This window comes from Methylicorpusculum oleiharenae (genome assembly GCF_009828925.2).
Classification (GTDB): domain Bacteria; phylum Pseudomonadota; class Gammaproteobacteria; order Methylococcales; family Methylomonadaceae; genus Methylicorpusculum; species Methylicorpusculum oleiharenae.
The window spans coordinates 3410062-3423643 of sequence record NZ_WUTY02000001.1; the positions used below are offsets into that span (position 1 = coordinate 3410062).

At 47.2% G+C, this 13582-nt stretch carries 13 protein-coding genes and 1 pseudogene; 11 read left to right on the forward strand and 3 right to left on the reverse strand.

Features of this window, described 5'->3' with window-relative positions; all coding sequences use genetic code 11:
* The first annotated feature begins 37 nt into the window (after positions 1-37).
* Both GO003_RS15450 and galE read left to right on the forward strand, forming a co-directional pair.
* Positions 38-1426 (forward strand): TIGR03013 family XrtA/PEP-CTERM system glycosyltransferase, encoded by a 1389-nt coding sequence (locus tag GO003_RS15450; RefSeq protein WP_159654747.1) that lies wholly within the window; start codon positions 38-40, stop codon positions 1424-1426.
* A gap of 66 nt (positions 1427-1492) precedes the next feature.
* Positions 1493-2542, forward strand: coding sequence for a UDP-glucose 4-epimerase GalE (gene galE, locus GO003_RS15455; RefSeq protein ID WP_159654749.1), 1050 nt, complete (start codon positions 1493-1495; stop codon positions 2540-2542).
* A 31-nt stretch (positions 2543-2573) separates the two neighbouring features.
* Here galE and cysC read toward each other — a convergent pair whose 3' ends face one another.
* Positions 2574-3197 (reverse strand): adenylyl-sulfate kinase, encoded by a 624-nt coding sequence (cysC, locus tag GO003_RS15460; protein WP_159654751.1) that lies wholly within the window; start codon positions 3195-3197, stop codon positions 2574-2576.
* Between the two features lie 22 nt (positions 3198-3219).
* A complete protein-coding gene (locus GO003_RS15465) occupies positions 3220-4179 on the reverse strand; it encodes a DHH family phosphoesterase (protein ID WP_159654753.1) in 960 nt (319 codons plus the stop codon).
* 224 nt (positions 4180-4403) lie between these two features.
* Between GO003_RS15465 and GO003_RS15470 the strand changes: the two genes are divergently transcribed.
* The 9 genes and pseudogenes from GO003_RS15470 to GO003_RS15510 all read left to right on the forward strand — a co-directional run bounded on the left by GO003_RS15470 (position 4404) and on the right by GO003_RS15510 (position 13309).
* Positions 4404-5801, forward strand: a complete 1398-nt coding sequence (locus GO003_RS15470; protein WP_159654755.1) for a mannose-1-phosphate guanylyltransferase/mannose-6-phosphate isomerase — start codon at positions 4404-4406, stop codon at positions 5799-5801.
* An 18-nt stretch (positions 5802-5819) separates the two neighbouring features.
* Entirely contained in the window at positions 5820-6701 is an 882-nt protein-coding gene (gene galU, locus GO003_RS15475; protein ID WP_159654757.1) for a UTP--glucose-1-phosphate uridylyltransferase GalU, read from the forward strand.
* A gap of 146 nt (positions 6702-6847) precedes the next feature.
* Positions 6848-7132 carry a hypothetical protein gene (locus GO003_RS15480; RefSeq protein ID WP_231089020.1) on the forward strand — a complete coding sequence of 95 codons (285 nt, stop codon included), beginning with the start codon at positions 6848-6850 and terminating at the stop codon, positions 7130-7132.
* A 254-nt stretch (positions 7133-7386) separates the two neighbouring features.
* Positions 7387-8436 (forward strand): annotated as a pseudogene (locus tag GO003_RS15485) (Tn3 family transposase).
* 294 nt (positions 8437-8730) lie between these two features.
* A complete protein-coding gene (locus GO003_RS15490) occupies positions 8731-9009 on the forward strand; it encodes a type II toxin-antitoxin system RelE/ParE family toxin (protein ID WP_159654761.1) in 279 nt (92 codons plus the stop codon).
* Entirely contained in the window at positions 9009-9302 is a 294-nt protein-coding gene (locus GO003_RS15495) for a HigA family addiction module antitoxin (RefSeq protein WP_159654763.1), read from the forward strand. The genes GO003_RS15490 and GO003_RS15495 overlap by 1 nt, the downstream gene beginning before the upstream one ends.
* Positions 9303-10176: 874 nt before the next feature.
* On the forward strand, positions 10177-11418 hold the full coding sequence (locus GO003_RS15500) for a tyrosine-type recombinase/integrase (RefSeq protein ID WP_159652060.1): 1242 nt from the start codon (positions 10177-10179) through the stop codon (positions 11416-11418).
* A complete protein-coding gene (locus GO003_RS15505; RefSeq protein WP_159652058.1) occupies positions 11412-12323 on the forward strand; it encodes a tyrosine-type recombinase/integrase in 912 nt (303 codons plus the stop codon). The genes GO003_RS15500 and GO003_RS15505 overlap by 7 nt, the downstream gene beginning before the upstream one ends.
* Positions 12320-13309, forward strand: a complete 990-nt coding sequence (locus GO003_RS15510; protein WP_159652056.1) for a tyrosine-type recombinase/integrase — start codon at positions 12320-12322, stop codon at positions 13307-13309. The genes GO003_RS15505 and GO003_RS15510 overlap by 4 nt, the downstream gene beginning before the upstream one ends.
* Here GO003_RS15510 and GO003_RS15515 read toward each other — a convergent pair.
* Positions 13306-13560, reverse strand: coding sequence for a PIN domain-containing protein (locus GO003_RS15515; protein WP_231089021.1), 255 nt, complete (start codon positions 13558-13560; stop codon positions 13306-13308). The genes GO003_RS15510 and GO003_RS15515 overlap by 4 nt on opposite strands.
* Between the last annotated feature and the right edge of the window lie 22 nt (positions 13561-13582).

Sequence of the window (13582 nt, forward strand, 5' to 3'; positions counted from 1 at the left end):
ACAGTTTTTTATTTTTAACTTACTCTAAAAACTCCCGATGATAAGGATTTTCCGCCATTACATCTCAAGTGCGTTCCTGTGGCTGCTTATTTTAGAAGCCTTTGTATTCTATTTTTCCATGTATCTTGGCAGCCAACTCCGTTTTCTCTATGAGGCGAGCTGGTATTCAGAATCTGACATCATTGCTGCAAGTCTGGTTTTTGTCGTCGTCGTGACCTTGTGTAATATCTCTCTTGGTTTATATCGGCGTAATCTGGGAACACACGATTATGATTTACTTGCCAGGGTAAGCTTCAGTTTTGGTATATCCATCGCGGCAGTCGTTTCCATTTATTATATTTTCCCTGAATTTCTGATCGCTCGAAGTGTGCTGGGTGCTGCGGTCATTATTGCCTTTTTGGGCATGATGATCATCCGCTATTTTTTTTACCGTTATGCCAAAATTGAGCGCATTAAAAAACAGGTTTTAGTCGTTGGCAGCGGAAAAAAAGCGGTTGAGCTGGTGACGCTAAATGACAGCTATATTCATAAAACTTTCAATATCACTGGTTTTCTGGCTCTACCGGACGAGCAGGTGCTGGTCGATAAATCATTGTTGATCAATTCTGATACCTCGTTGTGCGAGACCTGTCAGAAGTTGAACATTGATGAAATTGTGCTGGCCATTGATGATAGACGGCGCAGTATGCCGATCAGCACCTTACTGGATTGCAAAATGTCCGGTCTGGATATCATCGATTTGGTCACCTTTTATGAACGCGAACAAGGGCTTATCTCGTTAAATAATGTTTACCCGAGCTGGTTTTTATTCTCTGACGGATTTGCGGTAAGCGGTTTTCGATCACTGACCAAAAGAGTGTTTGATATCGTTATGAGTGTTGTTTTACTCGCCGTTTCCTGGCCTTTCATGTTGATGACTATCATCGCTATCAAGCTGGAAGATGGCATACAGGCTCCGTTTTTTTATAAACAGGTCAGGGTAGGGGAGAATAACCAGCATTTTAAAGTGATTAAATTTAGGAGCATGGTCGTCAATGCCGAAAAGAATGGCGCGCAATGGGCAAAACTGCGTGACAACAGAATTACGCGGGTAGGTGCCTTCATCAGAAAAGTAAGAATTGATGAATTGCCGCAGATTTTTAATGTATTGACCGGCGATATGAGCTTTGTCGGTCCCAGACCCGAGCGCCCTGAATTTGTAGACGGATTTATTGAACGTATCGATTACTATGCTGAACGCCATCGTGTCAAACCGGGCATCACCGGTTGGGCACAAATTTGTTATCCCTATGGCGCCAGCGAAGAAGATACGGTAAGAAAATTGGAATATGACCTTTATTATGTGAAAAACTACAGCATGTTTCTCGATATGAGCATCATTTTGCACACGATCGAAATTGTCTTATGGGGCAAAGGTGCCAGATAACATCAGTTTGGCAATAGGAAGATCAGTAAAAATAATCTTGTTAACTCAGTTTAAGGTGATTTTGTTTTGACGAATAAAACGATTTTAGTAACAGGCGGCGCGGGGTATATCGGCAGCCACACCTGTGTGGAGTTATTAAATGCCGGTTTTACTATCGTGGTGGTTGATAATCTTTCCAACAGCAAAATCGAAGCGTTAAAGCGCGTCGAGCGAATTACTGAAAAAACGGTCGTATTTTATCAAGCTGATATAAGAGATAAAGACGCGCTTGCTTCGGTTTTTAACCAGCATCACTTTGATGCTGTCATTCATTTTGCCGGACTTAAGGCCGTAGGAGAATCCTGTCAACAGCCGTTAGCGTATTACGATAACAATGTGCATGGCACGTTGGTTTTACTGCAGGTTATGGAACAATTCAACGTAACAGATCTGGTTTTCAGCTCTTCGGCTACGGTTTATGGAGATCCTCATACCGTGCCAATCAAAGAAAACTTTCCATTATCCGCCACCAATCCTTATGGCAAAACCAAGCTTCATATCGAGGAAATTTTGCGGGATTTATCGAAAGCCGATTCATTCGGGGCCAAGAAAAGGCCCTGGAATATCGCAATCCTGCGATATTTTAATCCGGTAGGGGCTCATCACAGCGGCTTGATAGGTGAAGACCCTAATGGAGTTCCCAATAATTTGATGCCTTACATCGCCCAGGTTGCAGTCGGCAAACTTAGCCAGTTATCGATTTTTGGTAATGACTATCCTACAAAAGACGGTACGGGAGTAAGAGACTACATTCATGTAGTTGATTTGGCGAAAGGGCATCTTAAAGCGCTAGAGGCTTTGTTTTCTTGCCATGACGATAGTCGTTCTTGCAAGGCCTATAATTTGGGCACGGGAAAAGGATACAGTGTGCTGGATATGGTGAATGCATTTTCCCGTGTAACCGGACTGGCCATTAAATACCAGTTTGTTGATCGCCGGGAAGGCGATATAGCGGAATGTTATGCCGATCCTTCACTTTCTGCAGATGAATTGAGTTGGCAAACAGACAAGAATCTCGACGATATGATGAGAGATACCTGGAGTTGGCAAAGTAACAATCCTGCTGGTTACGCCTAGTCTTAAAGCTCGACGCAACCTACACCGTATTTTATTTGACCAGTAAATTTTGCGAGATCAGTCCTCTGCTGAGCAATAGATTGATCACGGATTGAACACATTCATCCAATGATTGCTGATGGGTATTCACAATCAGTTCGGGCCTTTCGGGCTCTTCGTAAGGAGAGCCAATACCTGTGAAGAAAGGGATTTTGCCTTCCCGCGCTTTCTTATATAAGCCTTTTACGTCCCGTTCTTCGCAGGTTTGAAGCGGGCATTGGCAGTAAATTTCAATAAAATCACCATGAGGAACCAGCTTTCTGGCCGCACTCCGATCAGACCTGAAGGGCGATATGAAAGCCGTCAGCGTAATAACCCCGGCTTCAACCATTAACTTGGCCAGTTCACCAATTCTTCGGATGTTCTCAATCCGGTCTTCATCGTTAAAACCCAGGTCACTGCATAAGCCATGACGCACATTATCGCCATCCAACACAAAGGTAGAGCATTCCGAACGATGAAGATAATCCTCTACGGCGTGCGCAAGTGTTGACTTACCGGAGCCAGATAATCCGGTAAACCAAAGAATCACGCTTTTGTGACGATGTAGCCGTTCCCGGTCGGTACGGGTTATAGTGGCATTATGCCAAACGGTGTTTGAACTTTTTTTAGTCATAAAGGGCGGTCGCTGTTAGGTTTTAAGTAACGTAATAAGATTCAAATTGTTTAATAAATGCTGGCAGGCTAGCCTTTTCCAAGTGATTGATGCCGGCTGCCGCTTTACGGCCACCACCGGTGGGAAAGGCTGAGCAAATTTCATCGGCACCGGATTTATTGTTCAAAGGCGCTCTCACGCTGACTAAATATCCGCCTTTTTCATTAAGGCTGACAATAGCATGAGCTCTATCGGGCGCCGCATTGGCCAGTTCGTTTGCAAATACACCACTGATCCGCCTGGACCACGTCTCATCAGGCAAGTGATACACGGCAATGACCTCGTTGCTGTACTCGGGCTTGATCTGTAAGGCTTTATTCATGTCATCGTCAAAGCCATTGATCAACGTCTGATGAATCAACCGGTTATTGGCAATAAACTCGAACGGGGAAAAGTAACTGACCATTTCCTTATAAAGCTGGTCGGGCGGCAGATGCAAGTCTTCAATTGAATGTCCGTAACTGTTGTAATTGATGCAAACGCCGAGTTGTTTTAACTGACCGGTTTGTTCTGATGATAAATGAGATTCTGCCGCCAACTTTAAAGCCACAGCATCAAGATTATCTCCAAAAGCAGCTGTAATAGCCCATAAGCGGAAACGCCCCTGCAAATGCCGATCTACCAATAAGCTGGTACAGATATTGGTGTCCGTGTCGATCAGGGTTGTCAGGTTGCTATGGACAGGTGTCTTACCGGGCCGATGATGATCGACGTAGAACACGGATGCGCCCTGTTTGAGCACGGCATTTAAAGCGGCACTGTTTTTCTCAAGTGATATATCCAGAACGACGATACGGTCCCCTGGTTCGGCAGTAACCCCTTCGAGTAAAGAAATATCTCTTTTTACTCCGGTAATCAGGCTTGAATTGACAGGTTCAGCCAAACGAAGCTGAATAAGAGCACAAATACCATCGGCATCGCCGTTAAATACATCGTATTGCATAGCGTTATAAAGTTGTAAGGATGTTGGTAAAGTCTAGCTTGGAACTTATACTTAACGAAGAAATTTTGTAAATTTGACTACATTCTGAGGCTGACCCAAAATTCCTTAAGAAAATTCTCAGCATCTGTCACTATAATTAGGGGCATAAACATCCCGATCCATTTCAGAGCAATTTTTCTATTGCTGATGTTATTCGTAAACACCTATTAATTTAAAGGACACCTATGATTCCTGTCATTTTATCCGGCGGTTCAGGCACCCGTTTATGGCCATTATCGCGCGGTCAGTACCCTAAGCAGTTTTTACCGTTGGTCACCGACAAAACGATGGTGCAAGAAACCTTGCTGAGACTGAATGGTCTTGAAGGGATTCAAGCGCCCATTGCGGTGTGCAATGAAGATCATCGCTTTATGATGGCCGAGCAATTATGGGAAATAGGCGGCAAACCGCAAGCCATTATTCTTGAGCCCATGGGCAAAAATACAGCGCCTGCAGTGGCCATGGCGGCTTTGTCCGTCAAACCGGAGGACGTTTTGCTGGTTCTTCCCGCTGATCATGTGATTGCCAATGTGGCGGCCTTTCACCAAGCAGCAATTGCCGCTAACCAATTGGCACAAGCGGGGCAACTGGTCACCTTCGGCATTGTACCCACTGAGCCGGAGACCGGCTATGGTTACATTAAGCGTTCATCTTCACGCATCGGTGAAGCCTATCAGGTTGCCGCTTTTGTAGAAAAGCCGGATCAAAAAACCGCTGAAACTTATGTAAGCAGCGGCGAGTTTTTCTGGAATAGTGGCATGTTTGCTTTTAAAGCCCAGACCTTTTTGGATGAATTGCAAAAGTTCAACCCGGAAATGCTGCAGGCCTGCAAAAACGCATTGAATGGCGCTAAAGTCGATCTTGACTTTACCCGGCTTGATAAAGACGCTTTTTCGGCTTGTCCTTCCGATTCAATAGATTATGCCGTGATGGAAAAAACCGATAAGGCAGTGGTTATTCCGCTGGATGCCGAATGGAATGATGTGGGTTCCTGGTCTGCATTGTGGGATGTGACTCAAAAAGATGACTCGGGCAACGCGGTATTCGGAGACGTGGTCACTATCGACACAAAAAACTCATACATTTATTCAAGAAATAAATTGGTAAGCGCCATTGGTGTTGAAGATCTGGTCATCATAGAAACCGATGATGCTGTTTTGGTGGCAACAAAGAGCCGTGTTCAGGATGTCAAGGACGTAGTTAACCTATTAAAAAGCCAAAATCGTCCTGAAGCCGATACACACCGAAAAGTCTTCAGGCCCTGGGGGCATTACGATACCGTGGACAAAGGCGAGCGTCACCAGACCAAACGAATTGTGGTCAAGCCACGGGCTAAATTGTCTTTACAAAAACATCATCACCGCGCCGAGCATTGGATTGTTGTCAGAGGAACCGCGCTGGTAACCAAAGGTGATCAGCAAATTCTGATTGCAGAAAACGAATCTATCTATATTCCATTAGGTACCGTTCATAGTCTGGAGAATCCAGGTGTCATTCCTCTTGAAATGGTGGAAGTCCAATCCGGAACCTATCTAGGCGAAGATGATATTGTCAGGTTTGAAGATAAATACGGCCGAATTTAAAAGAGGATAATAAAAACAATGAAACAAATAGTCACCAAAGCAGTTTTCCCCGTTGCAGGATTAGGCACACGATTTTTACCTGCAACCAAAGCAAGCCCTAAAGAAATGTTGCCGGTGGTTGATAAACCGCTGATTCAATATGCCGTGGAAGAGGCCGTAGCCGCCGGCATCGATACCATGATTTTTGTGACGGGACGAACCAAAAATTCAATTATGGATCACTTTGACAAGGCGTACGAGCTTGAAAAAGAACTGGAGTCAAAAAATAAAACTGAACTCCTGAAAATTTTGCAAAATATTGTACCGCCGCATATCTCATGTGTTTTTATCCGCCAATCTGAAGCCTTGGGCTTGGGTCATGCGGTTTATTGTGCACGGCCGATTGTTGGTGATGAGCCTTTCGCCGTGATACTGGCGGATGACCTGATCTATGATAAAAATCGCGGCTGTATGCGGCAGATGGTAGAGCTATATCACCAACAACATTGCAGCATTCTGGGTGTAGAACGAGTGGCGCCCTCCGAGACAGGCAGCTACGGCATCGTCAAAACGGAAGATTATTCAGGAACATTCGGTCGGGTTGACTTGATTGTTGAAAAACCCAAACCTGAAGTGGCGCCCTCCAATCTCGCGGTGGTTGGTCGGTACATCTTAACTCCGGCTATTTTTGACAAAATAAAGAATACCCAAAGAGGAGCTGGTGGCGAAATTCAATTGACGGATGCCATTGCATCGCTGCTTTCTGATGAACGGGTTCTTGCGTTTGAATTTGAAGGGAAGCGTTATGACTGCGGTTCCAAACTGGGATTTATTACCGCTACAGTCGAACTTGGTTTATTACATAAAGAACTGAAAGAGGATTTCGCTGTTTACTTAAAAAATCTCGCTAAAACCCTTTAGAGTAAATAGTCTGGAGTTTCCCAGTTTTTATAGGGTTGCCGAGATTTGTTAGAGAACTTTTATTGCATTAAACGTCCTGATTAGCAAGCTGTTTCAGCTAAATCCATAAGCCCGTCATGCCCGTCGGGAAACGGGCATCCAGTGCCATGGATGGTAAGCTTCGAGCTATCCATGTGACCTGGATTCCGGCAATCCGTGCCGGAATGACGCGCTCGAATACAGGTAAAGAGTTAGAGCTGGATCATCTTTATAATAAGGTTAAACGTTACCGTCGTTCCGGCAGGGATTTCCGGACCAATCCGCGAGGAGCGGATTGGCACTCGCCCGAAGGGTGCCGGGCAGGACAGCCCGGCGTGAGCCCAGAAGCCACTTATGGCATAGGCTGGAGCACATCCTTGTGTTCTAGATCCCGGCAATCCCTGCCGGGATGACGCCTCTGCCTAACGCGAAGAGTGTTTTATTAAATGGGTTAGCCGCCGTTTATGCAGACCCTATCGATAATTCCTGCAGCCCAAGCATAATGGGAGTCCGTTTTTGAAATTATTGGGAAACTTCAGTAAATAGTAACGAGTAGATGCTTCGTATCAGCCTGTCGAACTCGAAAATCCCGCGCCGTTTAACGATTCGGCGCGCTATAGGTAAACAATATTCGCCGACAATTAGACTTGTTGCACCGGACCGGGATATACAGCGGATCATCCTTCAATTGTCCGACTTCCGCATCTATGGCGGCGAAGCCAAAGCGGAACTGGGGCAAAAAGCGCAGCGTGTCGCCATGTTGTCGACACATCCGGTCTTTATCCTGCGCGAAGCCTTTAAGTATCTGACGAACCAACGTATTGTCGCCCCTGGCTACACCACTATGCAGGATATGGTAAGCAGCGATGGCCAGCGTATCGAGACGCAAATCAACACCATCAACGCCCAGCACGCCAACAAGTATTTCGGGCTGAAGAAAGGCGTGAGCTCCTATACCTTGTCTGCGAACCATATGCCGATCAATGCCAAGATAGTCGGTACGCACGAACATGAATCACATTTCGTGTTCGACATCCTGCATAACAATACGACTGATATCAAGCCAGAGCGTCATTCGACGGATACGCACGGCACCAACCAAGTGAATTTCTTCATCCTGCTCGCATTCGAGTACCAATTCGCACCGCGTTATCGTGATCTGCACAAAAAAATGTATGGGCTGGTGGGGTTCTATCACCCGAGCCACTATAGGAATACGCTGATCAAGCCTTCGCGGAAGGTTTTTGATAAATTGATCATTAAGGAGTGACCCATCAATCAACGTATTCTGGCTCCTCTGGCTCAAAAAGAAGTGACCCAGACAACCATTGTGCGCAAGCTGACCAGCTATACTCGGTAAAACCAGACGAAGAAAGCGCTATGGGAGTTGGAAAATATTTGCCGATCCATACATTTCCTGACTTTCATCGATGATCATTTGTATCGACAACACATTCAGAAGGCGCTCAATCGCGGTGAAGCTTATCACCGCTTGCAGCGAGCGATTGCTTATGTTAATTCCGGCTAGTTCCGCGTCAAGACGGAAGCAGAGCAGCAAATATGGAATGAATGCTCCCGACTCATAGCGAACGCCATTATTTATTACAACACGTTGCTCCTATCGCGGGTTTATGAGAAAAGCTGGCTGCTGGCGACCAATAAGCCATTCAATTCCTCAAGGATGTTTCACCGGTTGCCTGGCGGAATATTAACCTAATCGGTAATATGGACTTTACTGGAGAACCCTCAATAATCAATATTGAAGCGCTTGCTGCACGATTTAACGATCCAACTTTCTGGCGTAAATCCTTGGCGGGGGATAACGAGAGTTAATGTGAAAACGACAAGGTATTACACTTAAATCCATTAACCTGTTTCAATAAATTCACAACCATATTTCGAATGCCGAGTCCGGGTAAGAGCCGGCGTTTATTCATGTTATGATTTATGAATATCATGGCATCGTCAAGCAACCATTGTTGCGCATTGCGCAATATGTTATATTTTTAAAATGATCAAGTCGTTTCGCCATAAAGGGCTCAAGAAGTTCTTTGATTCAGGTTCTGTAGCAGGCATCCAGCCTCAGCACGCGAAACGCTTGAGAATGCAACTTGTGGCATTGGATACTGCTTCAACAATTGACGATATGGATATCCCGGGCTTCAAACTGCACTCATTGAAGGGCGCAAACCATGACAGATGGTCGGTTTGGGTGAATGGCAACTGGCGTGTGACATTTGAATTCCGAGAGGGTCATGCCTTTGTACTCGATTATGAGGATTACCACTAATGACTATGCATAATCCACCGCATCCAGGGGAATTCATTCGGGAAGTCTATTTGGAACCGTTCGGAATAACTGGCCGGCAACTTTCCCTGAAATTAGGTGTTTCGCCCTCTACGTTGAACCGAATTCTAAAAGGTAACAGCGGACTAAGCTCAGAAATGGCGCTTCGCCTGTCGAAGGCCTTGGGACGGTCTCCAGAGAGCTGGCTGGCTATGCAGGACAACTATGATCTTTGGCATGCCAGGCAAACAGTCAATCTTGATGCTGTCGAGAAAATTGAATTCAGGGCCGCATAACAAAATTTAACGGGTGAATATCATGCATGCATGGGTCTACGATCCACACTCTGGAGGTGTAAAAATTCCCACCGCAGTTCAGCAAAGCGTTGAACGACGGGTTCGCTCTTATGCTGACGCTCATTACGGTGGAAAGTTTACCCGCTTGGAGCTACGCTTTCGCAGTATGTTCTGCTACATCGATGCTTACACTGAGCCTATGGAACCCACTGATTCACTGCTGCTTGCCTTGAAGGAAACGCGCGAACAGTACCTTCAGCGGTGTCGTAACGTACCACTCCATTTGTGCCGATTACGTTTTTTCGGAGATGAAGACCGATGGAGCATGGCTTTCTATACCTACAGCAACGAGAAATATGAGCCGTGTATATTTGATAACGGGACGTTCCATGGGACACCCGAAGAAGCATTCGAGACTGCAGCAGTCTACCTCCAAGACTTCTGAATTCAGCCCCCTGATGATCATTACAGCCCGCCGATCGCCAATGTGCTGGAGCCTTAGTCATCGTCCTCGTGGTGAATTCTCAACCATTCTCCCCATCTGGTTAGGGTGGAAATTGTCTATTCATCATTTCCAAAAACAGTCATTAACTGCTGATCCGATCCTATCGGAATCGATGGCCGGTTTTGTATCTGAACTGATGGTGGTTTTCAACCGAAATGGATGGTTAGTTTAGTGTCTGATACACGCAGTAATATTAGTTATTGCTAATATTTACCTTTTCGAGGATATGTGGAGTTCAGGAATATGCCGAGTATAATTGCCACTGGACGGCAGTAACCGCATAAAATCATCACGTTTGCGCCATTCGATCCACTGATTTAATCCGCATATTATTGCCGTCTTTCATCTCACCGATTTAAGGAGGTCAGTATGCTTACAACATATCTTAAACGCCAGACTACTCTTACCACTTACTACACCAGCTCTGCTGGACCATATTTGGATGAGTTCACTGACTGGTTAGCTCAGTGCGGGTTCCACGATGAAGTCATATGCCAATATCTTCCGGGCGTCAGCGAGTTTGCGGCCTGGGTTGATGCCACCTATGGCAACCTGACTTCATTTCCAGTTAACGCACTTAATCATTTTCACGATTACCTCGCTACACGCGGTCGATTGCGCTATTCAAAAGGTCAGCACTCGGTATACTGGTTGGGTGCACATCACTTTGTCGAGTTTCTCCAGAGTCAGAACAAAATCGTCGTCACCGAGATATCACCGAAGACGACACAACCGGAGCTCTTCCGTCAATTTGAACACTGGATGCAAACACACCACGGAGTGCAGTCTTCAACGCTACGCAATTACCGCCAGCATATCGTTGAACTGCTATCAACGCTCGGCGAACATCCTGAACAGTTCACCGCAGACGCGTTGCATACCTTTATCCTGAACTACGCTCTCGGGCGCAGTCATGCACTCGCTAAGAAGCGAGTGACGGCAGTTCGTATGTTTATTCGGTTTTTGATCACAATGGGGCATTGCCAGCCAGGCCTTGAGGCAGCGATTCCGGCTCTTGCCGAATGGCCACTTGCGCGGTTGCCTCGTTATTTACTTCCAGAAGAGGTTGATCGTGTCCTTGCCCATATTAATCGTACCACGCCAATCGGCATCCGCGACAAAGCAATCCTTTTACTACTGGCTCGATTGGGATTGCGAGCCAGTGAAGTCGCTGAACTAGCGCTTCCTGATATCGATTGGTCTGCGGGAACATTTTCCGTTATTGGCAAGAGCCGACGAGAGGCGAAGCTACCTTTGCCACAGGAGGTTGGTGATGCCTTGTTGGAATATCTTGAGAGTGCACGCCCATCGGTTAAAACTGACCGTGTCTTCATCACTGCAATCGCTCCCTGGATGCCAATAACCCGGCATGTTGTCAAGCAAGTTGCCGCTCAAGCGATACGGCGTGCTGGAATCAATGCACCATCGTTTGGCGCCCATGTCCTGCGTCATTCAGCTGCTACAGGGATGCTGCGTCAGGGAGCGTCGCTCCAGGTGATCGGCGAGGTATTGCGGCACAGTTGTCTTGAGACTACGGCTCATTACGCGAAAGTGGACATAGCCTTGTTGCAGCAGGTCACGCGTTCGTGGCCGGGAGGAGCATCATGCTAAAAGATGCCATCGATACTTATTTGGCCGTACGCCGCGCTGCGGGCTTTAAGCTCACAGACGATGCGTTTTATCTGTTTCACTTCGCTCGATTTGCCACTGCCCAGGGAGACACGCATGTAAAGTCACAGACGGCTATCGCTTGGGCAGGACAGGCACGAACTGAATCACAGCGCGCTATCCGCTTGAAAGCGGTTATTCGCTTTGCCCGCTTTAGCTATGCCGCCGACAACCGCCATGAAATTCCACCACAAGGTGTATTTTGCTTTCAACGTCATCGACCAATTCCCTATCTCTATACCGAAGCAGAGATTCAGGCATTGATGGGTGCGGCAGCACGGCTGGAGCCAGCAGATTCGTTTCGTCCACTGATGTATCGCACCTTGATTGGGTTACTTGCGTCTACGGGATTGCGTATTTCCGAGGCGCTCGGCTTGTGTTTTAAGGACATTATGGCGGATGGGCTGCTGATTCGGAAAACGAAATTTGGCAAAAGCCGGATAGTGCCGCTCCATCCCACGACGCATTTAGCACTGGAAGAGTATCTTGTCGAACGCGCTAAACTCGCCACTACTGATGATCATTTGTTTATCTCGAAGTGGCGTCGTGGGATGTGCCGCCAGACGGTATATGCCACATTCAAAGAGCTCCTGAAGATGGCCGGTCTCCCTCGCCAATCTGGGCTGCCACGACCAAGGCTAATCGATTTTCGTCATTCCTTCGCGTCGAATGCACTCGTAGACGGCCCGGATCGTCGCGATCAGGTCGGTCGCCACACGCTGGCGTTGATGACGTACTTGGGTCATGCCAGCCCAAACAGTACGTTTTGGTATTTAGAAAGTTCACCGCTCTTAATGGATCACATCGTTCGCGCCTGCGAACATTTCGTCGAGGAAAATACACCATGACTCCGATCGCCCCTCATATCACCGCATTTCTACAAGAACGATTGCCGCTACAACGAGCCGCGAGCGAGCATACCTGCGACAGCTATGCCTACGCTTTTCAACTGTTGTTTCAATTTGCCGCCGCTCGGTTGCATGTGACACCCTCCGCGCTCTTCCTTGAGCAACTCGATGCCGCTTTGGTGATGGATTTCTTGCAATATCTGGAAACGGAGCGCGACAACAGCCCGCGCACACGCAATGCTAGGCTCGTTGCGATCAAGTCATTTATGCGCTTTATGGAATATAGAGAACCCGCTCTCTTAGAGCAGAGCCGACGTATCTTAGCCATTCCCGCAAAGCGAACAGATACACGGCTAATCAATTATTTGTCATTAGACGAAATGCAGGCACTGCTCAATGTACCGGATCTGAAACGCCGCGACGGTATCCGTGATCGAGCTATGATCCACCTCTGTTTTTCGGCAGGACTGAGAGTATCCGAACTGGTTCATCTCCCATTACAGGCGCTGGAGTGGCAACCATCACCCAATGTACGCATTTTCGGTAAAGGGCGTCGAGAACGTCTATTGCCACTCTGGAAGCAGGCAGCTTCCGATCTGCGTGCATGGCTTGCCGTGCGAGGACAACCAGCTGCGACAGAACTCTTCCTAAATGCACACGGAGAACCCATGACCAGATCGGGCTTCGAGTATGTGCTGAAGAAACATGTGGAAGTGGCTGCTAAACGTTGCCCATCTATTGAGAAAAAACGGATATCTCCTCATGTCCTACGTCACACCGCCGCGATGGTGGTATTGCAAGCAACAGGCGATATCCGAAAGGTATCGTTGTGGCTTGGACATGGGGATATCCAGACGACCGAAGTCTATCTACGCGCTGATCCGACCGAAAAACTTGAGGCGATGAGTGCGATGGTCCCGCTTACGCTTAAACGTGGTCAGTTCCGTGCGCCGGACCAGTTGATTGCCTCTCTACGAGGCGGCTAGAATATGCTGAGTAGTTCGGAGCCGAACGACCCATGTTGTTCGGCTCCTCCGTTCGCCACTTTCCATATTCCTGAACTCCGCATATCCTCGAATATGCTGAGCTCAGCATATTCGAGGGGATGGGCAAAAATAGCCACTTTGAAATCTTCGCGGCCTAAGCCGCATTTGATAACGACTTCCCACAGACTGGCGACGCTGAAGAACAGTTCGTTTTCAGGGTCGCTCATCAGCTTCTGGGCACTCGGTGGCAACTACTCAAAACCTTCCGCCGCC